This window comes from Homoserinimonas sp. A520 (assembly GCF_054489245.1).
This window is the reverse complement of the sequence record NZ_JBTMWX010000001.1, coordinates 502,363-525,268: the sequence shown is the minus strand read 5'-3', so window position 1 is coordinate 525,268 and position 22,906 is coordinate 502,363. Positions and strand designations below refer to the sequence as shown.

24 protein-coding genes are annotated in these 22,906 nt (G+C 66.8%); 10 read left to right on the top strand and 14 right to left on the bottom strand.

Features of this window, described 5'->3' with window-relative positions; genetic code table 11:
* Positions 1-118 precede the first annotated feature (118 nt).
* Positions 119-1,546 carry an argininosuccinate synthase gene (argG, locus tag ACX3PH_RS02640; protein ID WP_459089090.1) on the bottom strand — a complete coding sequence of 476 codons (1,428 nt, stop codon included), beginning with the start codon at positions 1,544-1,546 and terminating at the stop codon, positions 119-121.
* Positions 1,547-1,662: 116 nt separating this feature from the next.
* Here argG and ACX3PH_RS02635 point away from each other — a divergent pair, with 116 nt between their 5' ends.
* The 6 genes from ACX3PH_RS02635 (at position 1,663) to ACX3PH_RS02610 (ending at position 7,384) form a co-directional block, all read left to right on the top strand.
* The gene (locus ACX3PH_RS02635; RefSeq protein ID WP_459089088.1) at positions 1,663-2,949 is read left to right on the top strand and encodes an adenylosuccinate synthase; all 1,287 of its coding nucleotides are present in this window, start codon (positions 1,663-1,665) and stop codon (positions 2,947-2,949) included.
* Between the two features lie 120 nt (positions 2,950-3,069).
* Positions 3,070-3,714 carry a GNAT family N-acetyltransferase gene (locus ACX3PH_RS02630; RefSeq protein ID WP_459089086.1) on the top strand — a complete coding sequence of 215 codons (645 nt, stop codon included), beginning with the start codon at positions 3,070-3,072 and terminating at the stop codon, positions 3,712-3,714.
* Positions 3,715-3,876: 162 nt separating this feature from the next.
* Positions 3,877-4,191: a chorismate mutase gene (locus tag ACX3PH_RS02625; RefSeq protein WP_459089084.1), complete on the top strand. Its 315-nt coding sequence runs from the start codon at positions 3,877-3,879 to the stop codon at positions 4,189-4,191.
* A gap of 52 nt (positions 4,192-4,243) precedes the next feature.
* Entirely contained in the window at positions 4,244-5,212 is a 969-nt protein-coding gene (locus ACX3PH_RS02620) for a DMT family transporter (RefSeq protein ID WP_459089082.1), read from the top strand.
* 52 nt (positions 5,213-5,264) lie between these two features.
* A complete protein-coding gene (locus ACX3PH_RS02615; protein ID WP_459089080.1) occupies positions 5,265-6,722 on the top strand; it encodes a sensor histidine kinase in 1,458 nt (485 codons plus the stop codon).
* A complete protein-coding gene (locus tag ACX3PH_RS02610; RefSeq protein WP_459089078.1) occupies positions 6,719-7,384 on the top strand; it encodes a response regulator transcription factor in 666 nt (221 codons plus the stop codon). The genes ACX3PH_RS02615 and ACX3PH_RS02610 overlap by 4 nt, the downstream gene beginning before the upstream one ends.
* Positions 7,385-7,430: 46 nt before the next feature.
* Here the strand turns inward: ACX3PH_RS02610 and ACX3PH_RS02605 are convergent, their stop codons facing one another.
* From ACX3PH_RS02605 to purS, 8 genes are all read right to left on the bottom strand, one after another.
* A complete protein-coding gene (locus ACX3PH_RS02605) occupies positions 7,431-7,760 on the bottom strand; it encodes a hypothetical protein (RefSeq protein ID WP_459089076.1) in 330 nt (109 codons plus the stop codon).
* A gap of 105 nt (positions 7,761-7,865) precedes the next feature.
* On the bottom strand, positions 7,866-9,071 hold the full coding sequence (locus tag ACX3PH_RS02600; protein WP_459089074.1) for a phosphotransferase family protein: 1,206 nt from the start codon (positions 9,069-9,071) through the stop codon (positions 7,866-7,868).
* Positions 9,031-9,300, bottom strand: coding sequence for a hypothetical protein (locus ACX3PH_RS02595; protein WP_459089072.1), 270 nt, complete (start codon positions 9,298-9,300; stop codon positions 9,031-9,033). The genes ACX3PH_RS02600 and ACX3PH_RS02595 overlap by 41 nt, the downstream gene beginning before the upstream one ends.
* A gap of 34 nt (positions 9,301-9,334) precedes the next feature.
* Positions 9,335-9,793 carry an NUDIX hydrolase gene (locus tag ACX3PH_RS02590; protein ID WP_459089070.1) on the bottom strand — a complete coding sequence of 153 codons (459 nt, stop codon included), beginning with the start codon at positions 9,791-9,793 and terminating at the stop codon, positions 9,335-9,337.
* A gap of 4 nt (positions 9,794-9,797) precedes the next feature.
* Positions 9,798-12,110, bottom strand: a complete 2,313-nt coding sequence (purL, locus tag ACX3PH_RS02585) for a phosphoribosylformylglycinamidine synthase subunit PurL (RefSeq protein ID WP_459089068.1) — start codon at positions 12,108-12,110, stop codon at positions 9,798-9,800.
* 68 nt (positions 12,111-12,178) lie between these two features.
* Positions 12,179-12,667 (bottom strand): DUF3817 domain-containing protein, encoded by a 489-nt coding sequence (locus ACX3PH_RS02580; protein ID WP_459089066.1) that lies wholly within the window; start codon positions 12,665-12,667, stop codon positions 12,179-12,181.
* A 166-nt stretch (positions 12,668-12,833) separates the two neighbouring features.
* On the bottom strand, positions 12,834-13,529 hold the full coding sequence (gene purQ, locus ACX3PH_RS02575) for a phosphoribosylformylglycinamidine synthase subunit PurQ (protein WP_459089064.1): 696 nt from the start codon (positions 13,527-13,529) through the stop codon (positions 12,834-12,836).
* Positions 13,529-13,798 (bottom strand): phosphoribosylformylglycinamidine synthase subunit PurS, encoded by a 270-nt coding sequence (purS, locus tag ACX3PH_RS02570; protein WP_459089062.1) that lies wholly within the window; start codon positions 13,796-13,798, stop codon positions 13,529-13,531. The genes purQ and purS overlap by 1 nt, the downstream gene beginning before the upstream one ends.
* 153 nt (positions 13,799-13,951) lie before the next feature.
* On the opposite strand from purS, the gene ACX3PH_RS02565 reads away from it, so the two are divergent.
* Positions 13,952-14,410, top strand: coding sequence for a Fur family transcriptional regulator (locus ACX3PH_RS02565; RefSeq protein WP_459089060.1), 459 nt, complete (start codon positions 13,952-13,954; stop codon positions 14,408-14,410).
* Positions 14,404-15,900 carry a catalase gene (locus ACX3PH_RS02560; RefSeq protein ID WP_459089822.1) on the top strand — a complete coding sequence of 499 codons (1,497 nt, stop codon included), beginning with the start codon at positions 14,404-14,406 and terminating at the stop codon, positions 15,898-15,900. Before ACX3PH_RS02565 ends, ACX3PH_RS02560 begins: the two co-directional genes overlap by 7 nt.
* A 74-nt stretch (positions 15,901-15,974) precedes the next feature.
* Here ACX3PH_RS02560 and ACX3PH_RS02555 read toward each other — a convergent pair whose 3' ends face one another.
* Together ACX3PH_RS02555 and ACX3PH_RS02550 are read right to left on the bottom strand one after the other, a co-directional pair.
* Entirely contained in the window at positions 15,975-16,706 is a 732-nt protein-coding gene (locus ACX3PH_RS02555) for an SGNH/GDSL hydrolase family protein (protein WP_459089058.1), read from the bottom strand.
* Positions 16,706-17,821 (bottom strand): MFS transporter, encoded by a 1,116-nt coding sequence (locus ACX3PH_RS02550; RefSeq protein WP_459089820.1) that lies wholly within the window; start codon positions 17,819-17,821, stop codon positions 16,706-16,708. Before ACX3PH_RS02550 ends, ACX3PH_RS02555 begins: the two co-directional genes overlap by 1 nt.
* 60 nt (positions 17,822-17,881) lie before the next feature.
* On the opposite strand from ACX3PH_RS02550, the gene ACX3PH_RS02545 reads away from it, so the two are divergent.
* Positions 17,882-19,027: an AI-2E family transporter gene (locus ACX3PH_RS02545; protein ID WP_459089056.1), complete on the top strand. Its 1,146-nt coding sequence runs from the start codon at positions 17,882-17,884 to the stop codon at positions 19,025-19,027.
* A gap of 101 nt (positions 19,028-19,128) precedes the next feature.
* Here the strand turns inward: ACX3PH_RS02545 and ACX3PH_RS02540 are convergent, their stop codons facing one another.
* The 3 genes from ACX3PH_RS02540 to purD form a co-directional block, all read right to left on the bottom strand.
* A complete protein-coding gene (locus ACX3PH_RS02540; RefSeq protein WP_459089054.1) occupies positions 19,129-19,995 on the bottom strand; it encodes a VOC family protein in 867 nt (288 codons plus the stop codon).
* Between the two features lie 71 nt (positions 19,996-20,066).
* Complete coding sequence (locus ACX3PH_RS02535) at positions 20,067-20,915, bottom strand: phosphoribosylaminoimidazolesuccinocarboxamide synthase (protein ID WP_459089052.1); 849 nt, start codon at positions 20,913-20,915, stop codon at positions 20,067-20,069.
* Entirely contained in the window at positions 20,912-22,177 is a 1,266-nt protein-coding gene (gene purD, locus ACX3PH_RS02530; protein WP_459089050.1) for a phosphoribosylamine--glycine ligase, read from the bottom strand. Before purD ends, ACX3PH_RS02535 begins: the two co-directional genes overlap by 4 nt.
* Before the next feature lie 144 nt (positions 22,178-22,321).
* Here purD and ACX3PH_RS02525 point away from each other — a divergent pair, with 144 nt between their 5' ends.
* Positions 22,322-22,891 (top strand): GNAT family N-acetyltransferase, encoded by a 570-nt coding sequence (locus ACX3PH_RS02525; protein ID WP_459089048.1) that lies wholly within the window; start codon positions 22,322-22,324, stop codon positions 22,889-22,891.
* The last annotated feature ends 15 nt before the right edge of the window (positions 22,892-22,906 follow it).

Below are 22,906 nucleotides of genomic sequence, written 5' to 3'. Positions count from 1 at the left end.
TGCCGCGCGTCCGGCGCAAAAGCAGGAGGTTCTCCCCTTTCGCGGGAAAAACTTCCTCCTTTCGGTGCGGATAGCGCAAAGGGTCCCTCAATTGGGAAACCCACACGGGCGCTTCGGCTCAGTCGGTGCCGAAGTCGAACGCGGCACCCTCGAGTGCGCGCTCTGCGGCATCCGTTGCCTCGCTCTGCTCGGTACCCGCAGCGATCTCGTCGCCGCCGCCGCTCTCGAGGCTGCCCATCAGCTTCGCCGTCTCACCGGTGATGATCCCCTGGCTCACGTATTGCTCCAGGCGGGTGCGGGAGTCGGCGATATCGAGGTTGCGCATGGTCAGCTGGCCGATGCGGTCCTGAGGGCCGAACGCTGCGTCCCCCACACGTTCCATGGAGAGCTTGTCGGGGTGGTAGCTGAGCGCCGGCCCCTCGGTGTTCACGATCGTGTAGTCGTCACCACGGCGCAACCGCAGGGTCACTGAGCCGGTTACGGCAGATGCCACCCAGCGCACGATCGACTCGCGCAGCATGAGCGACTGCGGGTCGAGCCAGCGTCCCTCGTACATGAGGCGGCCGAGGCGACGGCCCTCCTGGTGGTAGTTGGCGACGGTGTCTTCGTTGTGGATTGCGTTGAGCAGGCGCTCGTAGGCGATGTGCAGCAGGGCCATCCCCGGGGCCTCGTAGATTCCGCGGCTCTTCGCCTCGATGATCCGGTTCTCGATCTGGTCGGAGACGCCCATACCGTGGCGGCCGCCAATGGTGTTGGCCTCGTGAACCAGCGCGACGGCATCCGTGAACTGCCTGCCGTTGATCGCAACCGGCCGGCCGGCTTCGAAGGTGACCGTCACCTCCTCGGTCGCAACCTCGACGTCATCGCGCCAGGCGGCGACGCCCATGATCGGCTCGACGATGTCGACCCCGACGCTCAACTCCTCCAGGTCTTTGGCCTCGTGCGTTGCCCCCCAGATGTTGGCATCCGTGCTGTATGCCTTCTCGACCGAGTCGCGGTAGGGGAAGCCGTGCGCGACCAGCCATTCGCTCATCTCCTTGCGGCCACCGAGCTCGTCGACGAACTGGGCATCGAGCCACGGCTTGTAGATGCGCAGGCGCGGGTTGGCGAGCAGTCCGTAGCGGTAGAACCGCTCGATGTCGTTGCCCTTGTAGGTTGAGCCGTCGCCCCAGATGTCGACGCCATCATCCTTCATGGCGCGAACCAGCATGGTTCCGGTCACGGCGCGACCGAGGGGGGTGGTGTTGAAATACGTCTTGCCGCCGCTGCGGATGTGGAAAGCGCCACACTGCAACGCGACCAGGCCCTCCTCGACGAGGGCGGTCTTGCAGTCGACCAGCCGGGCAAGCTCCGCGCCGTACTCCGTGGCGCGCTGCGGTACCGACGCGATGTCCGGCTCGTCGTACTGGCCGATGTCGGCCGTGTAGGTGCAGGGGATCGCGCCCTTGTCGCGCATCCAGGCGACGGCGACGGAGGTGTCGAGTCCGCCGGAGAATGCGATCCCGACGCGCTCGCCGACGGGGAGGCCAGACAGTACTTTAGACATTCATCAAGAGTATTGCCTCCGCACGCGCGTGACGGCCTGTTTCGGCCGCCGCACCCCGCGCGCGGGGGGTTCGGTAGACTGAGGTGCAATCCCCCACAGATTCGAAGGGACCTCCCATGCCTGCAATCGTGCTGATCGGTGCCCAATGGGGCGACGAAGGCAAGGGCAAGGCCACCGACCTGCTCGGTGACCGAGTCGACTACGTCGTCAAGTTCAACGGCGGCAACAACGCCGGCCACACCGTCGTCATCGGCGACGAGAAGTATGCGCTGCACCTGCTGCCATCCGGCATCCTGTCACCCGGCGTCGTCCCGGTGATCGCGAACGGCGTCGTCGTCGACATCGAGGTGCTGTTCGAAGAACTGGACGCCCTGAACGCACGCGGCGTCGATGTCTCGCGCCTGCTGGTCAGCGCCAACGCGCACGTCATCACCCAGTACCACCGCACGATGGACAAGGTGACGGAGCGCTTCCTCGGCAAGCGGCAGATCGGCACAACCGGCCGCGGCATCGGCCCCACCTATGCCGACAAGATCAACCGCGTCGGCATCCGCATCCAGGACCTGTTCGATGAGAACATCCTGCGCCAGAAGGTGGAGGGCGCCCTCGACCAGAAGAACCACCTGCTGGTGAAGATCTACAACCGCAGGGCCATCACCGTCGACGAGATCGTCGAGGAGCTGCTGCAGTACTCGGAGCGGCTGCGCCCGATGGTCGCAGACACCGGCCTGATCCTGAACCAGGCACTCGACGCGGGCAAGACGGTTCTCTTCGAGGCCGGCCAGGCAACCATGCTGGATGTCGACCACGGCACCTACCCGTTCGTCACCTCGTCGTCGGCCACCTCCGGCGGCGCCGCAACCGGGTCCGGTGTCGCACCCAACCGCTTCGACCGGGTCATCGGCGTCGTCAAGGCGTACACGACCCGCGTCGGCGCCGGCCCGTTCCCGACCGAACTGTTCGACGAGTCCGGTGAGTTCCTGCGCAGCAACGGTGCGGAGTTCGGCACCACGACGGGACGCCCTCGCCGCTGCGGCTGGTACGACGCGCCCATCGCCCGCTACACCGCGCGCGTCAACGGCGTCACCGACTTCGTGCTCACCAAACTCGACGTGCTCACCGGCCTCACCGAGATCCCGGTCTGCGTGGCCTACGAGGTCGACGGGGTTCGCTACGACGAGGTGCCGGTCAACCAGACCGACTTCCACCACGCCGTGCCGATCTACGAGAACTTCCCGGGCTGGACGGAGGACTTGACCGGTGCCCGCAGCTTCTCCGACCTGCCGAAGGCCGCGCAGGACTACGTGCTGGCGCTCGAGGCGATGAGTGGCTCCCGCATCTCGGCGATCGGGGTCGGCCCCGGCCGCGACGCGATCGTCGTGCGCCACGACCTGGTCGGCTAGCTACGCGCCCTCCCGACTCCGCCAACAGGATGAATAGCCGACCGCGCCGTGCGGCTGCCTGCGCGGGTCGGCGTGTTGCCGAAAGCATCCTGTTGACGGCATGTCTGCCAAACTGATCCGGTGACTGCGCACCGCCCGGAACCTGCTCCGCTGATCGGCGACTACATCCGCCTCGACCCGCTCACCGCTGAAGACCTGCCCGCGCTGTACCGGGCGATCGGGCATCCGGTCGTCTTCAGCTGGGGGTACGGCGGAGGGCTGGCCGCCTACCGCGAGACGGAGGCAGAGTTCGTCGAGTGGGCGAAGGGCCACTACCACTTCGACGAGGGCATCCCCTACGCGGTTCGCGTGATCGGCGGCCCGCACGACGGCGTGCTGGTCGGAACGACAACGCTGGGCGAGTTCGACCTGCGCCGAGAGGCAGCACACATCGGCTGGACAGCATACGACCCGCGCGTCTGGGGTACCGCGGTGAACGCTGAAGCCAAGCTGCTGCTCCTAGGGCAGGCGTTCGAGGCAGGCTTCGGGCGCGTGAAGATCCAGACGGATGTGCTCAACGCCCGATCGAGGGCAGCCATAGCCGGCATCGGGGCCACCTTCGAAGGGGTCCTTCGCCGGGACCAGCCGCGAGCCGACGGCACCTGGCGCGACACCGCCGTGTTCTCGGTGCTCGCCGATGAGTGGCCCGAGGTGAGGGTGACGCTACGGGAGCGACTTGCGCGCACCGCCGGCCGGCCCGTGCTGTACCGCTCGCGCATCGAGTAACCCGACCCCCTTCCCGCAATTGAGGGACCCTTTGTGATTTCCGCAGTGAAAGGAGGAGGTTTTCGGCCCGGAGAGCGGAATGTCCTCCTTTCGGGATGGCCCCGAGTAACCGTTCCCCGCGGTCGAGTAGCGTTAACCAGTCGCACGCACACTGGAGGACCGATGATCGAGAACGACACCACCGCCGAACTCCTGAGCCTGCGCCAAAGCATCGACAATGTGGATGCTGCGCTGATCCACGTGCTCGCCGAGCGTTTCAAGTTCACCCAGCAGGTGGGCCGGGTGAAGGCTGCCGCCGGGCTCCCGCCATCCGACCCGGAACGGGAGAAGGTGCAGATCGCGCGGCTGCGCGCACTCGCCGTTGAGTCCCACCTCGACCCGGAGTTCGCGGAGAAGTTCCTGAACTTCATCGTCGCTGAGGTCATCCACCACCACCAGCGCATCGCGAGCACCGGCGCCATCGATATTCAGGAATAGCGTGTCCCCGTTCAGGAATAGCAGTGTCGTCGGCTGGCTGTAATGTCGGCTTGTGAAGGATAATCTGGCTCTCCTGCGTCGCTCGACGACCCTGCTGCAGTTTCTCGGGATGGGCCTGATCTGGGGCTCCAGCTTCCTCTTCATGAAGGTCGCGTTGACCGGTGTCTCGTTCACCCAGATCGCCTGGTCACGGGTCATTCTCGGCGCCATGGTGCTCGCCGTCTTCATGCTCATCGGCCGCCACAAGCTGCCACGGGAACCCGTGATCTGGGTGCACTTCACGGTGATCGCCGTCTTCAACTGCATCATCCCGCACCTGCTGTTCGCCTGGGCGGAACAGCACGTGTCGTCCAGCCTGGCCGCCATCTACAACTCGATCACCCCGATCGCGACCGCCGTCATGGTGACCCTGGTGTTCCACGTCGAGAAGCTGACCCGAAACCAGTTGATTGGCGTCGTCATCGGCATCATGGGCGTGCTGCTGGTGATCGGACCGTGGCAGACCGGCACGCTGACCGGCGACCTCTACGGGCAACTGGCCTGCATCGTCGCCGGCTCGTCGTACGGCGTCGCCATCGGCTACCTGCGCAAGTTCGTCAGCCATCGGCCGATCCCCGGCACGACCGTCGCATTCACGAACATCGGCATGGCGGCGGTGATCATGATCCTGTTGACGCCGATCATGGCACTCTCCCCGGTGCGGCTCGACTTCTGGGTGGTGTCCAGCCTGCTGCTGCTCGGCGGTCTCGGCTCGGGTCTGGCCTACATCTGGAACATCGCCGTGCTGCGTGCCTGGGGTCCGACCAGCTCCTCCACGGTCACCTACATGCTGCCGGTGGTGGGCATCGTGCTGGGCGTTGTGGTGCTGCACGAGACCTTCACCTGGAACCAGCCGCTGGGCGCTTTGCTGGTCATGCTCGGCATCGTCTTCACGCAGGGCAGGCTGAAGCTCCCGACCAGGCGACGGATGCGCCCCCGCGCCGTGGTGGACCCGGGCGAGGTCGTCGGCCCCTCCACCTGACCTGCCGCGGCGAACTGTGGGATGAGCTGGTGCCGCGGGCGATACTGGAGGCATGCCTTCTTCCCGGTCGCCGCGCTGGTCGGTGCGAACGCGGATCCTCGCAGCCATCCTCCTGGTGACCGCGCTGAGCATGGCCGGCGCGGGGCTGATGGCCTACCTCGTGCAGCGCGACCGGATCATGCACGAGATCGACGATCGGCTGCTGTCCCGCGTCGAGGCGGTTCGCGTGGTGGTCAGCGGGTCTCCGGCGACGGATGTCTCTGGCGCCGACGGACCAGCCCCCGCCGTTTCGCCGCACGCCACCACCAGGGAAGCGCTTGAGGCGGTATTCTCCCGGGTTCTCCCCGGTCGCAACGAAAGCTCGCTGGGAGTCATCGACGGTAGGCCGGCGCTCGTCTCCGCGATCGACGTGGACGTCCACCTCGAGGACGACCCCGCGTTGGTGGACCGGATCATCGCGGAAGTGTCCGACGGTACCGTCCGGCTGGGTACATCGGTTGGCACGCTCGGCACCCTCCGCTACGTGGCAACGCCGGTGAGGGTTGAGGGCGACCCGCAGCAGGGGGTCTACATCGCCGCGCTCGACATCAATGCCGAGTTGAACGACAGCACCAGCGCGTTCGCCACCTACGCGATTGTCGCGGCCGGCGGACTCGTGGCGGTCGGACTCGTCGGCTGGTTCGTCGCCGGGCGGTTGCTGCGCCCGCTGCGCGACCTGCGGGAGACGGCATCCCGCATCAGTGCAACCGACCTCACCGAGCGCATCCCGGTACAGGGCAACGACGACCTGTCCGGCCTCACCTCCACCGTGAACACCATGCTCGATCGCATCGACGGCGCGGTCAGCGCCCAGAAACAGTTGCTCAACGACGTGCGGCACGAACTCAAGACGCCAATCACCATCGTGCGCGGTCAGCTCGAGGTGGCTGACCCCGAGGATCCAACGGATGTGCGGCAGGCGATGGCAATCGCCATCGACGAACTGGATCGGATGTCTGCGCTGGTCGACGAGATCGAGTCCCTCGCCGACAGCCAGCAGGCGCTGGTGAATCGGGGCCCGGTAGACATCCGCGACTTCACTGAGCAGGTCTTCGCCAAGGCGGCGACGGATGCCGGCCACGCCTGGACGCTCGCAGAATACGCGGATATCGTCTGCCTGCTCGATTCGGCTCGAATCACCCAGGCCTGGCTGCAATTGGCCGACAACGCGGCGAAGTACTCGCCGGACGGTTCGCCGATCTCGTTGGGGAGCCGCGTTGTCGACGATGCCACGGTCGAGTTCTGGGTTGCGGATCAGGGGCCGGGCATCCCGAAAGACATGGAGGACCGCATCTTCGAGCGTTTCGGCCGGGTCGGTGCGAAGCGTGGTGTGCAGGGCTCCGGGCTGGGGCTGCCGATCGTCGCCGCGATCGCGAAGGCGCACGGTGGACGGGTGACGCTGCACAGTTCCCCGGTCGGTTCGCGGTTCGGCATTGCGATTCCGCTGGCTCAGCAGGAGGTGGGCGGATGAGCAGCATCCTGATCATCGAGGACGAGGAGCGCATCTCGAGCTTCATCAGCAAGGGGCTGAAGGCGCAGGGATATGCCTGCACCGTGGTGGAGGATGGGATCGACGGCCTTCAGTTGGCGCTGTCCGGCGAGTTCGACCTGGTGCTGCTCGACGTCGGGCTGCCCGGTATCGATGGCTTCGAGGTGCTGCGTCGCATCCGCAAGCAGGATTCCCAACTGCCGATCGTCATGCTGACCGCCCGCACGGCGACGGAGGACACGGTCACCGGACTGGACGCCGGCGCCAACGATTACCTGGTGAAGCCGTTCAAGTTCGACGAGTTGGCCGCCCGCGTGCGCAGCAGGCTGCGGGATGCGACGGGCGGGTCGCCGCAGGCGAGCCTGACGCTCGAGCATGGCGGGCTCAGCATCGACCTCCGGTCTCGCCGGGCGACTGTCGAGGGGCGCACCGTCGAACTGTCCGCCCGGGAGTTCGCGCTCGCCGAGGAGTTCCTGCGGCATCCCGACCAGGTGCTGAGCCGCGAGCAGTTGCTGAGCCGGGTCTGGGGCTACGACTTCGACCCAGGCTCGAATGTGGTTGACGTGTACGTCAGCTACCTGCGGGCGAAGTTCGGGCCCGGTCGCATCGAGACGGTGCGGGGGATGGGCTACCGCCTTAAATGACTAATGCCGCCGCCCCGTCCGGGCAGCGGCACTACTCACGCCCTGGTTAGTCGGCGCTCGGGGCGGAGGCCGGGTCGACGGCGCTGACGGCGCTCTGTGCCGAGACGGCGGTGACCGCGCTCACTGCGCTGCCATTGGGGGTGACACTCGTGGTGGCCGGCGTGCTCGTCGTGGTGATGGGAGCATCCGGTGCCGACTGCGCCGAGTCGACCACCGAGTTCGAAGCGCCGGTCGATACCTTGTCCGTGCCAACCTTCTCACCAGTGGTGTCATGGATGGTCATCGCGTTCGCGGTGAGGACTCCTCCGCCGGCAACCAGGCCGATTCCCAGGGCGGATGCTGCGCCGACGGCCGTCCATTTGCGCTTGTTGTTCATGGGTAGTCTCCTTTAGCTGTTCCGCAGCTTGCGCCGCAATCCTTCTGACAAGAACAACTATCGCGATCGCAGGTAAGGCGAAAGCCAGAGCTTGGTTACAGCCCTCTAATATTCGTGCGCTGGTAGCAACGTACCGGCGCGCTCGACCAGCTCGCGGGCATCCAGCGCCTGGTTCAGGGCGTGCGCGAGCAGGTGGGTGGCCGCGATGGCGGTCGCCCGTTCGGCGAAATCGGGATCCTCTTCCCGGCGCCAATTGGCCCGCCAATGATGGGCCAGGGACTCGCGGCCCTCCGCAATCTCCGGGCGGTCGGCGTTGAGTGCGGCCGTAACGATCAGGTGGGCGTACAGCGCGCCGGCGTCGTCGGCCGGGTCACCGTACCCGCCCGTGTCGATGTCGAGAACACCGGTGATGGCATCCGTCTCGTCGAGAAAAAGCTGTCCGACGTGAAGGTCGCCGTGAATCGTCACCGGCGGCGGCGCACCGGCATCGGCCAGCACAGTGCGGATGCGCGTGGCCACCTGGTAGATCGCCCCACCGAGCGCGGGGTGAACCTGGGTCAACCGGCGCTCGTACCAGTCGAGGCGCTGGGACAGGGACGTGCGGGCATCCGTCGCACTGGGAATGGTGGCGATGCGCTGTCGGAGGGCCAGCAATTCGTTCGTGAAGCGGAGGGGGTCGAGGCGGGCGACCGCCTCCACTGCGGGCGTGCCGCGAAGGGCGGACAGGGCGACGAGCCCCTCGTCGCTCCAGCCGAGCACCTGTGGGACCGGCAGGCCGGCGTCGAGCCAGGCGTTGTGGCGTTCGGCGATCACGCCGGCCGCACCGGGGGCGACCACCTTGAGGAAGACGGTTGACCGGTCGGTGTCCACCCGGATCACCGCGCGCTTACCCGGTCGGTACGCCTCCAGCCCCAGCGCGACGTGGCTGCCGGGATCGACGCCCAGGCGCTTCAGGATGACCGCGGCGCCGTCCGGGAAAACCGCCGCCGGGAGGGCGGGAAGCGCGGGGTCGCGAGGGTAAACCCAGACCGACACCTGGTCACCGGTCGCCTCGTCGCGCATGGTGAGCACGCCGTCCCGTCGCTCGGTGCGGGGGCTCGTTTCGACGTAAATGAGGTGACTTTCACTGCCGTTGGCTGACCCGAATTCGACCTGGTGGGCGACGACTACACCATCGCCGATGACCGTCGAGCTGACGCGGTGGTGGGAGACCAGGGTGCGTTCGAGAGATTCGGCGACCGCCCCGAGGAGTGCGGCATCCGCTGCGTGGTCAGTTGTCATCGTCATCGAGGTCATCATCGTCGTCGTCATCGAGATCCTCCGGCGGCGCGGGAGGGACGGGAGCGGGAGACGACGGTGGTTCCACGGACGGCTCGGGAGTGGCGGTCGGAAGCGACGGGTCGGGGGTGGCAACAACGGGCTCGACCGGCTGGGACAATCCCGGCTCGTTCCGGACAGTCAGCACGTTCGCCGTCACCACGCCGGCGCCGACGAGAGCCAGCACGATCGCGGCGGTGATGATGATGGCACTGCGACGCATGACTCCATCCTGCCTGTCTTTGCTGCAGGAGGCGTCAGAAACCGAACGTCACCACGGGTGCCAGCGACCCGGCTCGGAGGCGTTCGAGCACGAACAATTCGTGGGGAACCACGTGTGCTGGTAAGGAATCGAACGGGAACCAGGCCAGACCGGCGGCCTTCGTCTCCTGCAACTCCGGTTCGCCGGTCCAGGCGCGGCATTCGAAGAAGAAGTCGACCCGCTGGTCGATCGCCAGGCCGCTGTCGCTGGTGCGGTGCATGGCGGTGACCGGCGTCAGGTCGGCGGGCTCGACGACGATCCCGAGTTCCTCCAGGGTTTCGCGACTGGCCGCTTCGAGCACCGACTCGTCGGCCTCGACGTGACCGGCTGCTCCCGCAGCCCAGTAGCCGTCGTAGTACCCGGTGTCCTTCCGCAATTGCAGCAGCACATCGTCGCCATGCCGGAGGAAGACGTAGGCCGCCGGCACGACTCGGAAGCTGTGGGCCGGCGGCACGCTCCTACGCTCCGACGACCGGACCGAACGCCGACGGCAACGTGCCGCGGTGGGCGGCCTGCAGCTCGTCGAGCGACACGGTGAACTGGTCCTGCACCTCGAGCGCTCCACCGGAATCGGTGACACCGATGCGAAGGAACGGGTAACGGCGGCCCTCGCAGAGCCCGACGAACTTGACATCGTCCTCGCGCGGGATGCTGACGATGACCCGCCCGGTCGATTCGCTGAACAGGGCGGCCGTTGCATCGACGCCATCACGCTGCATGATCTCGGTGATCCAGACGCGGGCGCCGATACCGAACCGCAGCACCGACTCGGCCAGCGCCTGCACCAGGCCCCCGTCGGTCAGGTCGTGGGCCGAGGAGATCAAGCTTTCGGATGCCCCGGCCGAGATGAGCGCGGCCAGCGCCTTTTCGTCGTCGTACGATACGACCGGCGGATGTCCGCCAAGGTGGTCGTGGAGCACTCCGGCCCAGGCGGAACCGTCGAGTTCGTCGCGGGTCACGCCGAGCAGGTAGATGTTGTTGCCTTCGTCCTGCCAGCCGGACGGGATGCGCTTCGCGACATCGTCGATCACGCCGAGCACCGCGACGACCGGGGTCGGGTGGATCGGCTCATCTCCGGTCTGGTTGTAGAAGGAGACGTTGCCGCCGGTGACGGGAATCTCGAGTTCGAGGCATCCGTCGGACAGCCCGGCGACCGCTTCGCTGAACTGCCACATGACTTCGGGGTTCTCCGGGGAGCCGAAGTTGAGGCAGTCGCTGACCGCGACCGGCGTCGCACCGGTGACGGCGACGTTGCGGAACGCCTCCGCGAGGGCGAGGCGGGCGCCCTGTCGGGGGTCGAGTTGGCACCAGCGGCCGTTCGCATCCGCCGCCACGGTGAAACCGAGACCGCTCTCCTCGTCGATGCGCACCATGCCGCCGTCGTCGGGGAAGCTGAGCGCGGTGTTGCCGCCGACGTAGCGGTCGTACTGGTTGGTGATCCAGTCTTTCGAGGCCAGGTTGGGGCTCGCCAGCAGCCGCAGGAACTGGGCGCGCAGCTCGGCCGGGTCGGTTGCCCGCGGGAGGCGACCGGCGCCATCCGCCTGCAGCGCGTCGATCCAGGTCGGGTAGGTGACCGGACGCTCGTAGACCGGTCCGTCGACGGCCACGGTGCTGGGGTCGACGTTGACGATCTCGTCGCCGTGGTGCGTGATCACCAGGCGGCCGGTGTCGGTCACCTCGCCGAGAACGGAGGTTTCGACATCCCATTTGTTCACGACCTCGAGGAAGGCGTCCAGCTTGTCCGGGTGGACGATGGCCATCATCCGCTCCTGGCTCTCGCTCATCAGGATCTCTTCGGCGGTGAGCGTGGGGTCGCGCAGCAGCACCTTCTCGAGCTCGATGTGCATGCCGCCGTCGCCGTTGGCGGCCAGCTCACTGGTGGCACAGCTGATGCCGGCTGCACCGAGGTCCTGGATGCCCTCCACCAGTTCCTGCTTGAACAGTTCGAGGCAGCACTCGATGAGGATCTTCTCGGCGAACGGGTCGCCCACCTGGACGGCAGGGCGCTTGGTGGGCCCACCTTCCGCGAAGGTATCTGACGCCAGGATGGATGCCCCGCCGATGCCGTCGCCGCCGGTGCGGGCACCGAAGAGGACGACCTTGTTTCCGACGCCGCGGGCGTTGGCCAGGTGCAGGTCTTCGTGGCGGAGCACGCCGACCGCGAGCGCGTTGACCAGCGGGTTCGCCTGGTACACCGGGTCGAACCAGGTCTCCCCGCCGATGTTCGGCAGGCCGAGGCAGTTGCCGTAGAACGAGATTCCGGAGACGACGCCGTGCACCACGCGGGCGGTGTCTGGATCGTCGATGGCGCCGAAACGCAGCTGGTCCATGACGGCGACCGGTCGGGCGCCCATCGAGATGATGTCGCGAACGATGCCGCCGACACCGGTTGCAGCACCCTGGAACGGTTCGATGAACGACGGATGATTGTGCGACTCGACCTTGAAGGTCACCGCCCAGCCCTGGCCGACATCCACGACGCCGGCGTTCTCGCCGATGCCGACCATCAGGTTCTCCTTCATCTTTTCAGACACCTTCTGGCCGAACTGGCGCAGGTAGATCTTGGACGACTTGTAGGAGCAGTGCTCACTCCACATGACCGAGTACATCGCCAGCTCGCCGCTGGTGGGGCGCCTGCCGAGGATGGTCTTGATCTGCTCATACTCGTCCTGCTTCAGGCCGAGGGCGCCATACGGCTGCTCCTTCTCGGGCGTCGACTCGGCATTCGAAACGGTGTCGGCAACGTGGAGAGGGGTGGTGGAGGTGGTCACGCGAAGGCTCCTGGGTGGAAGGCGGCCGGATGCCTCGATTCTAGCCGTGCCGGATGTGCGGGTCCGCCCTACTGCCGGCCGCCGGGCGGGCCGAGGATGAGCAGCACGGTGAACACCACGACGACGCCGACGACCAGCAGGGCGCCGAGCACGAGCGGGTGGTTCAGGAACCATCTCAGCAGGCGGTCGATCCAGGTGTTGTCGCGCGGGTCATCCGTCGCTGTCGTTCTCCAGGCACCCTCGAGCTTCCCGTTCTTCTCCAGCCAGCGGTCGAACGGGATGGTCGCGTAGGGCACGATCGCAGTGAGGACGCCCATGGCGATGAGTCCGACCTTCCAGCGCTGGTTCACGCCGACGAGCACCGCGGTCGCCGCGTAGACCAGGAAGACGAAGCCGTGAATGGAGCCGCCGACGCGTACGCCGAGGTCGCCGGCGTCGAGCGCGTACTTGAGGATGAGGCCGGCGATCAGCAAGGTCCAGGTCACCGTCTCGGCGATGGCGACTATTCGGTAGAAGCGGCGGGGGGTCACACGGGTGGTGGTCAGTGGGGAAGTCACCACTTCATCCTCTCAAGCGCAGTCGCCCGGGCCATCCACCGAAAGTTCGACCATTGAGACGGGGCGTTCTGCGGGTCGTCACGCTGACGCACCCGCATAGTGGCCCGATTCGAGGCGCTTCGTCGAGAGGGGAGAGCGAATGGCAAAAGTCGTGCCGCCGACGCGACTAGCGAACCAGGGCCTGCTGGATAACGCTGGTGAAGAAGGTGAGCCCGTCGGTGCCGTTTCGCATGGCGAGAGCGGTGTCAGGGCCGAAGCCTTCTTCGACGGCGTGCTCCGGATGCGGCATAAGCCCGACGACATTGCCGCGGTCGTTCGATACGCCGGCGATGTCGTTCACCGAGCCGTTGGGGTTCACGTCGACGTAACGGAACACCACCTGGCCCTCGCCCTCCAGCCGGTTCACGGTCTCGGTGTCGGCGATGAAGCCGCCCTCACCGTTCTTGAGCGGGATGGTGATCTGCTGGTTCTCCTGGAACCCGGTTGTCCAGGTGGTCGATGTGTTCTCGACAACAAGCTTCTGGTCGCGGCAGATGAAGTTGCCGTGGTCGTTCCGCACCAGGCCGCCGTCGAGCAGGTGGGCTTCGGCGAGCATCTGGAAGCCGTTGCAGATGCCGAGCACCGGCATCCCCTTGTTCGCCGCGTCGATGACCTCGACCATGATCGGCGAGAAGCTGGCGATGGCACCGGCGCGCAGGTAGTCGCCGTAGCTGAAGCCGCCGGGCAGCACGAGTGCGTCGACGTCCTCCAGGCTGTGCGACCCGTGCCACAGGGCGACCGGCTCTGCACCGGCCAGGCGGATGGCGCGCCCGGCGTCCCGGTCGTCGAGGGAGCCGGGGAAGGTGATGACGCCGATCCTCATCAGTGGGTCTCCCCTGCGGCGAGGTCCTCCGGGGCGATGATGCTGACGACATCCTCGATCACCGAGTTGGACAGCATGGTCTCGGCGAGTTCCTTCACCTCGGCGAGCACATCATCCGTCACCTCGTCGACCGTGATCTCGAAGCGCTTGCCGATGCGAACACCGGTGAAATGGGTCTTGCCGAGGCGGGCCAGTGCACCGGCGACGGCCTTGCCCTGGGGGTCGAGCAGCTCGGCTTTCGGCATGACCTCGACGACGATTGTGGGCACCAGTGACTCCCGGAAGTTTCGCGCGGATGATTGCCTCCAGTCTACGTCGCGCAGACACACTCGCTGGTTGAGCGAGCGAAGCCGGATCTCGACGAGCTCGATCAGCTTGAGGGCGTATCTTGAGTTACTCAAAACAACTGGTAGAATGGATGCATGATCGCACCGGCCGCCGAAGAGCTCACCCTGAGCATCCGCGGCGCCGGTTTGAAGGTCACCGAGCCGCGGATCGCGGTACTGAAGGTGCTCGCCGAAAGCCCCCACGCTGACGCCGACAGCGTCTTCGGTGCCGTGAAGCGGGACCTTCCCGGCACCTCACTGCAGGCCGTGTACGGCGTACTGGCCGCGCTCACCACCGCGGGCCTGCTGCGCAAGATCGAGCCGGCCGGGTCATCCGCCCGCTACGAACGCCGGATTGGCGACAACCACCATCACCTGGTCTGCACCCAATGCAGTGAAATCCAGGATGTCGACTGTGTTGTCGGCGAGGCGCCGTGCCTGACACCGTCCCAGAGCGGCGGATACGCCGTTCACACCGCAGAGGTCACTTTCTGGGGACTCTGCCCCACTTGCCAACAGTCCAAGCCAACATCAACAATTAAGGAGACATCGTGAGCAACTACACGACCACCCAGAGTGGAGCACCCGTCGCCAGCGACGCGCACTCTCTTACCGCCGGACCGGATGGCATCACCGCCCTCCACGACCGCTACCTGGTCGAGAAGCTCGCATCGTTCAACCGGGAGCGCGTCCCAGAGCGCAACCCGCACGCCAAGGGCGGCGGAGCTTTCGGTGAGCTCGAGATCACCGAAGACGTCTCCCAGTACACGCGCGCGGCCGTGTTCCAGCCCGGCGCCAAGAGCGAGACTCTTCTGCGCTTCTCGTCGGTCGCTGGCGAGCAGGGCTCCCCTGACACCTGGCGCGACGTGCGTGGATTCTCCCTCCGCTTTTACACGACCGAGGGCAACTACGACATCGTCGGCAACAACACCCCGGTGTTCTTCGTGCGCGATGGCATCAAGTTCCCCGACTTCATCCACTCGCAGAAGCGCCTGAACGGTTCCGGCCTGCGTGACGCCGACATGCAGTGGGACTTCTGGACCCTCTCCCCGGAGTCGGCCCACCAGGTCACCTACCTCATGGGCGACCGCGGACTCTCCCGGTCGTGGCGCCACGTGAATGGCTACGGATCGCACACCTACCAGTGGATCAACGCTGAGGGCGAGCGTTTCTGGGTGCAGTACCACTTCAAGTCCCGTCAGGGTGTCGTGAACATCGATGCGGCCGAGGCTGAACTGCTCGCCGGGTCTGACTCCGACTACTACCGCCGCGACCTGTACGAGGCCATTGAGCGGGGCGAGTACCCCACCTGGGACGTCCACGTGCAGATCATGCCGTACGAGGACGCTAAGACGTATCGCTTCAACCCGTTCGACATCACCAAGGTCTGGCCGCACGCCGACTACCCGCTGATCAAGGTCGGGCACTTCACCCTCAACCGCAACCCGCAGAACTTCTTTGCCGAGATCGAGCAGGCCGCGTTCTCGCCGGGCAACCTGGTTCCCGGCGTCGACATCAGCCCCGACAAGATGCTGATGGCTCGCGTGTTCTCCTACCCGGACGCCCAGCGCGCCCGCATCGGCACCAACTACAACCAGCTGCCGGTGAACCAGCCGCACGCCGCGCACGTGACCACGTACATGCACGAGGGCAACATGCAGTTCAGCTACAACGATGCTGCCGCCAGGGTCTACGCCCCGAACTCGTTCGGTGGCCCGTCGGCTGACCCCGCCCGCGCCGGCGAGGGCAGCTGGGAGACGGATGGCGAGATGATCCGCGCGGCGGCGACGCTGCGCTCCGAGGACGACGACTTCGGCCAGGCCGGAACCCTCTACCGCGACGTGTTCACGGATGAGTCGAAGGCCCGCTTCCACGAGACGCTCATCGGCCAGTACAACGGGTTGACGATCGACCGCATCAAGGAGCGATTCCTCTGGTACTGGACCCAGGTGGATGCCGGACTCGGCGCCAAGATCACCGAGGCTGTCGGCCACGGCGACGTCACCGCCAACGAGGCCGCCGAGCCGGTAGGCGTGCCCGAGTAACAGCACTATCGCTGGTCGAGCTTGTCGAGACCCCGCACGGTTGCCCGTCGGAGGTCTCGACAAGCTCGACCAGCTTAATGCAGGGTTTCGAGCAACTCCGGCGGCACCTCGCCGAGGGCAAACGCGACCCACTCGCGGTACCCATCGGGCCCGGGGTGGAACCCGTCACTCGCCCAGAAGGTCGGGGTGTACGGCGGCGGCTTCGGGACGGCGAACACCCCCTGAAGTTCGGCGACGGATGCGCGAGCCCCGGCATCCAGGCTGGCGGCGTGCAGGGCCAGGTTCCAGCGCACGGGGTTGCGGAGGCTCTCGAACCGGTCGAACCTGGGCATCAGGGAGACCAGGATCAGGGCATCCGGGTTCACCGCCCGCAGTTCGTCGACGATGTGCCTCACGTCCCGGCTGAAGACGGTGCGACTGCGCATCCCAAGGGCGTCGTTCGCGCCGATGGTGAGGAAGACGACGTCGAAAACCTCGCCGGTCGCATCCGCCAGGTGATCGGTGATGACGTCGCGAGCTGTGGCCCCATTGCGGCCGAGTGCCCGCCAGGTGGTGCCGCGCCCGAAGCGCGACTGGAACTCGCGGGCCAGGAACCCGGGAAGCGCCTCATCCTGCGTTGCAGCACCGACGCCGGCCGCAGTCGAATCGCCGAGCACCAGCAGCCGGATAGGAGCGGGTCCGGCGAGTTCACCGGTCCAGGGCAGCGCGGCATCCGGCAGCCGGGGAATGGTGCGCCGCAACCATCGCCCCTGCGCCAGCAGCACCGGCGCGAGCGGGATGGCGATGACCCGGCTGAACCGCTGCATCAGCGCCTGACCCTGGGACGCGCCGGCACGATGGTCAGCACCATGACGAAGGCGAGGATGGCGAAGCCCCACGGGTAACCGGTGGCGATAGCGAGGTACCCGAACGCCACCGAACCGATGCCCATGCCGGCGTCGAATGCGATATTCCACAGCACGCTGACCCGGGCGAAGTCGCCAGCGTGAGTGTTCTCCAGCATGAGCATGAGCGACAGGTTCTGCACCGCGCCGAGCCCCAGGCCGAAGACCGCCATTCCGGCGATGATCGCCACTGCATTGTCGGTGAAGAACAACACCGCAATGCCCAGCGATGCCAGCAACATGGAGGGAACCAGGAACCGGCGCGACCCGTAACGGTCGCTCAGCCGGCCGGCAAGCCAGCGCGCGCCGGTCGTCGCCAACCCCTGCACCAGCAGGGCGATCGCCGCAATGCCGAGCAGTGCCTCGGTGGCGAGCGGGAGGAAGGTGGCAGCAACCCCCAGCGCCAGAGTCGTGGCCGTGAAGGCGATGGTCGGGCGTACGATCGCGCGGGTGCGAAGCAGGGCGAGCGGGTTCGCGCTCTGCACCGAGTCGGACGGGTGGGCGCGGAGGAATGGCACGGCCACCAGGGAGGCAACGCCCAACGCTACAGCGACGATGAACGCGGTGGCGAAGTCGAACTGGTTCACCAACCACAGGCCGAGAGGGAGGGCTACCACGGCGGGGATGGCGGATGCGACGCCGTAAATCCCGACCACCTCACCCTGGCGATTACCGGAGCCGATCGCGGCGGCGATGGCTGTTCCGGCAACAACAGTGATGGCGAGCCCGGCACCCCGAAGGATGCTGACCCCGAGGATCATCGGGAGGGCGCTCGAAACGAGCAACAACAGGGTGGGGAGCGACAGGAGGAGCACCCCAACGGCGATGACCCTGCGCTGGCCGAACTTCGTGAACAGCTGGGCGGTGAACAACTCGGTGATCACCGTCGAGAGCATCATCGCGCCGGTGGTGAGCCCGGCCCCGACCATGCCGGAACCGGTCTCGCTGGCGAACAGGGGAACGACCGACAGCAGCATGAAGAAACTGCCCAACGCCAGCACCGCGAAGAGCAGGAGCCACAGCAGCGGCGGCGACATGATCTTCACCATCACAGGCTAGCGGCCGCGCAGTTCCACCTCGCCGGGTAACTTGGACGAATGCGACTCCGGCGAAACCGTGCAATGCAGCCCCCGGCCGACCTCCCCACGACGGAGAAAGTGAAGCTGACCGGGTCGCCGCGCGCCCTGTGGACCGACTCTCTCGGGAGGCTCGCCATCCGCTGCTCACAGGTGCTCCTTGTCCTGTTGGTCGCCGTGGTGATCGTCTACGCATCCATCCAGTTGAAGATCGTCGTGATCCCGGTGCTGTTGGCGCTGATCATCGCATCCGCGGTCAGCCCGTTCATCCGGTGGATGGAGCGTCGCCTCGTTCCGCGTGCCCTTGCCACCTGGATCGCCCTGCTCACCGGACTGATCATCTTCGGCGGGATAGTCACGCTGGTGGTCGCCGGCGTTCGCAGTGAGTGGGACACGCTGGTGGATTCTGTCAGCTCGGGTATCGAGACGGTGAACGAGTACCTGGTTTCCGGCGCGCTGCCGATCGATGCTGCACAACTGGATGACCTGCGGGTCACGGTGATCGACTTCCTGACCAGCGCCGAGTTCGGGTCAGGGGCGATCGCCGGCGTCGGCAACGTCGTGGAGATCGTCGCCGGCCTGGTGCTCACCATCGTGCTGCTGTTCTACTTCCTGAAGGACGGCCCGGTGATCTGGGCATTCCTGATCAGGCCGTTCCGGCCGGACCTTCACGCCCGGGCCGAACGGGTCGGTCATCGCGCAGTCGGGGTGCTCGGCGGCTACGTCAGCGGAACTGCGGTAGTCGCCGCCGTCGACGCGATCCTCATCGGCGCCGCACTGTGGATCCTGCAGGTTCCGCTGGCCCTGCCGCTGGCGATCATCGTGTTCGTCGGCGCCTTCATCCCGATTGTCGGGGCGACGGTGGCCGGCATCGTCGCCGCGCTGGTCGCGTTGGTGACGAACGATCTGGCTACCGCACTGATCGTGGTCGCCGTGGTCGTGCTGGTGAACCAGCTGGAAGGCAACCTGCTCGCGCCGGTCGTGCTGGGCAAGTCACTGCGGCTGCACGAGCTGGTCATCCTGCTCGCCCTCACCGCAGGCACGATTCTCGGCGGCATCGTCGGCACGTTTCTCGCGGTTCCATTCGCAGCGCTCGCCTGGGCGGTCATCAAGGCGTGGCGCGACCCGGATGCTGCCGTTCCGACTCCCGATTCACGCGTCGACTGACGCGGTTATCCCCGCCCAGTCGGGGCAATCTGCTGGTGCGTCCTCCGCACCACCCACAGACTGCCCCGACTGGGCGGATGCGTGGAGCGAGGGAGCGCAGATCAAGCAGCGGACACCCGCACCAGGTTCGCCCACGGGTCGTCGAACCTGAGCTCCGTCTCGTCGCGGGCAAAGGCGACATTCCGCGAGGTGAGGCGTTCGGCGAGGGCGCCGAGGTCATCCGCCCCCGGTACCCGGATCGACACCTCGCCGAGTCCGAGCGCGGGCGTGCGCGTGCCGGCACCCGACGACAGCCAGGTGTTCATCCCGAGGTGATGGTGGTAGCCGCCGGCGCTGACGAACAGCGCCTGCGTGCCGTACTCGATGGTGGTCTCGAAGCCGACGGTGTCGACGTAGAACTGCTTCGCGGTCTGGATGTCGCCGACCTTCAGGTGCACGTGGCCGACGCCGCTGGCGCTGGCACCGACATCCGTCGCTCCCGCCTCGGTGAGGTTCTCCTGCAGGAATCGGTTCGGGTCGAGGTAGACGGTGCCCATCTCGATGGTGTTGCCGTTCCACTTCCACACGCTGGGGTCGCGGTCCCAGTACAGCTCGACGCCGTTGCCTTCCGGGTCGTCGAAGTAGAAGGCTTCGCTGACGAAGTGGTCGGAGCTGCCGGTGAAGGTGGTCGGATACTTCTGGGCGACCGAGTAGACGGATGCCGCCAGGTCGGCCTTGGTGTCGAAGAGGAAGGCCGTGTGGAAGAGCCCGGCCGCGTTCTGAGAAGCGTGCTGGAGTTCTGGAGCCAGTTCGAGGATCAGCGACGGCTTGCCCGGGCGGCCGAGGATGGCGCTGTCGCCCTCCTGCGCGAGCAGGGTGAGGCCGACTCCGTGCTGGTAGTAGCCGATCATCCGGTCGAGGTTGGCCACCTTCAGGGTGACGGCGCCCATGGCGGTGTCGGTTGCGAGGATGTCCTGCGTTGTCGTCATTCGTTCACTCCCATTTACTTGAACGTTCAACTATCGTATCAGACGCAACCGGGCGAGTCGAGGGGTGCTCTTCAGGCGGTGAGCCGCTCGAGGAGTTCGCGGTAGCGCGCGGCTGTCTGCTCGACGATCTCTTGAGGCAGCACCGGTGGAGTCCCTGTCCCGTCCCAGTTGGCTGACAACCAGTTGCGCACGATCTGCTTGTCGAAGCTCGCGGTGCGGTCACCGGATGCGTACAGCTCGGCGTCCCAGTACCGACTGCTGTCCGAGGTCAGCACTTCGTCACCGAGAGTGATGGTGCCGTCCGCGTCCGCGCCGAACTCGAACTTGGTGTCGGCAAGGATCAGCCCGCGGCTTTCTGCGATAGCGGATGCCTGGCTGAAGACCTGCAGGCTGAGGTCACGTAGCCGCTCGGCCACCTCCGCACCGACCAACTCCACCGTGCGCTCGAAGGTCACATTCTCGTCGTGCTTCCCCATCGGCGCCTTCCAGGCCGGGGTGTAGATGGGCTCCGGCAGCCGGTCGCCGTTGCTGAGGCCGGCGGGGAGGGCAACGCCGCACACGCTCTGCGTTGCCTGGTACTCCTTCCAGCCGCTGCCGCTCAGGTAACCGCGCACAACGCACTCGACGGGGAACATGTCGAGCTGCCTGACGAGCATCGCGCGGTCGGCGACCTCGGCGGGAACCGGCGCCGACGCATCCGCGACCAGGTGGTTCGGCACCCCCTCGAGCTGGGCGAACCACCACAGGCTCAACGTCGTCAGCAGCGCCCCCTTGCCGGGGATGCCGGGCTCGAGCACGTGGTCGAAGGCGCTCACCCGGTCGCTGGCGACCACCAGCATCCGCCCGGGCTGTGACGGGGAGGTGTACAGGTCGCGCACCTTGCCAGAGTGGGCGTGGTCCCAGCCGGGCAGTCCGGTCACGATGCGTCCCGCTCGCCGGCCACCCGCAGGGCGATGTCGGTGCGGAACTGGCCGCCCTCCAACTCGATCGCCTCCAGGGCTCGGTAGGCGCGGGATCTGGCCTCGGTGAAGTCGACGCCCGTCGCGACAACGCTGAGCACGCGCCCCCCGGTCGACACGAAATCGTCACCGGCGAACGCCGTTGCCGCGTGGGCGATCGTGACCCCGTGGATGGCCTCCGCGGTATCTAGACCCGTGATGATTCGTCCGATGACCGGGCGCTCAGGGTAGCCCTCGCTGGCGAGCACGACGGTCACCGCGACCTCTGGCGAGAATTCGGGGCGCGGCAACGACCCCAACCCACCAGTCGCCGCGGCGTAGAGCAGGCCGCTCAACGGGGTGACCAGCCGCGGCAGCACGACCTGGGTCTCCGGATCGCCGAACCTGGCGTTGAACTCGATGACGCGCGTTCCGGCCTCCGTCAGGATGAGCCCGCAGTAGAGCAGCCCGATGAACGGTGTGCCCTCCTTCGCCAGCTGGCGAACGGTGGGCAGGGCGACCTGGTCGATCACCTCGTCGACGAAACCGTCGGGCAGCCAGGGCAGCGGCGAGTAGGCGCCCATGCCTCCGGTGTTCGGCCCCTCGTCATTGTCAGCAAGCCGCTTGAAGTCCTGCGCCGGAGAGAGGGGGAGCACGTTCTGCCCGTCGGAGAGCAGGAACAGCGACACCTCCTGCCCGTCGAGGAACTCCTCGATGAGCACGCTGCCCTGGCCGAGGTAGTGCTCGGCGTGGGCGATGGCTGCTGCCCGGTCCTGCGTGACCAGCACGCCCTTCCCGGCGGCGAGGCCGTCGGCCTTGACCACGTACGGTGCGCCGAACTCGTCGATGGCGCCGACCGCTTCCTCCACAGTGGTGACCCGGGAGGCGCGACCGCTCGGCACTCCGGCGGCCTCCATGATGCGCTTGGCGAAGTTCTTGCTGCCCTCCAGCTGGGCGGCGGCCTTGCTGGGGCCGAAGACCGCGATGCCGCGCATCCGGAGCCGGTCGCAGACGCCGGCGACCAACGGTGCCTCAGGGCCGACAATCACGAGGTCGATGCCGTTGTCGACGGCGAAGTCGGTGACCACGGCAGGGTTCTCGGAGTCGAGCTGGATCACCGGCACCACCGCCGCGATTCCCGCGTTGCCGGGGCCGGCCACGATGTCGTGCCCGGCATCCTCCGCCAGCAGGGCGGTGACGATGGCGTGCTCCCTGGCACCTGAACCGAGGACAAGGATCTTCACCCTGTCAGAGTACCGGTCGCTGCCGAGCCAATTCCCAGCGTGACGAAAATGAAGGAAATGCGGCGGCGCATGCGCGTTGCGGCGTCCGAAAGCACCAATTCGGGCGAATCTCCTTCGTTTCGACACCGCAAATATCATGGGCGAATGAGCGCTGTAGCCGAGCCGTGGGCTCCCACCTACCCGATCCGAACGGAGCGGCTGCTGCTGCGGCCGCACCTGGAGACCGACCTCGACGACCTGGTACTGTTCCACTCCGACCCGGAGGTCACCAGGTACATCCCCTGGCCGGTGCGCAACCGGGTGGAGACCCGCGCCGCACTCTTGATGCGGCTCGACAAGGGCACGGCGGCGGCGGAGGGGGACTGGCTCATCCTCGCGATCGTCTATGCCCCCCAGGACCGAGTCATCGGCGAGGTGCTTCTGAAGCGCGAGGACGACACGCAGCGTATCGGCGAGCTCGGCTACGTGATCGCCCGGAGTCACCAGGGCCAGGGCCTCGCAACCGAGGCGGCGCGGGCGATGCTGGACCTGGCGTTCGGCGAGTTCGGGCTGGAGCGTGTGACCGCGAGGATCGATGAGCCCAACGAGGCATCGAGGCGGATGATCGCCCGGCTCGGTTTCACCGAGGTTTCCCGGTCAGAGCCGGATCCGGGCAGTGGCGAGACCGAGGTGCTGGTGCACTACTCGCTGCCAAGGGGTGCCGCGGCGCCCTGAGGTTGTTAGCGTTGA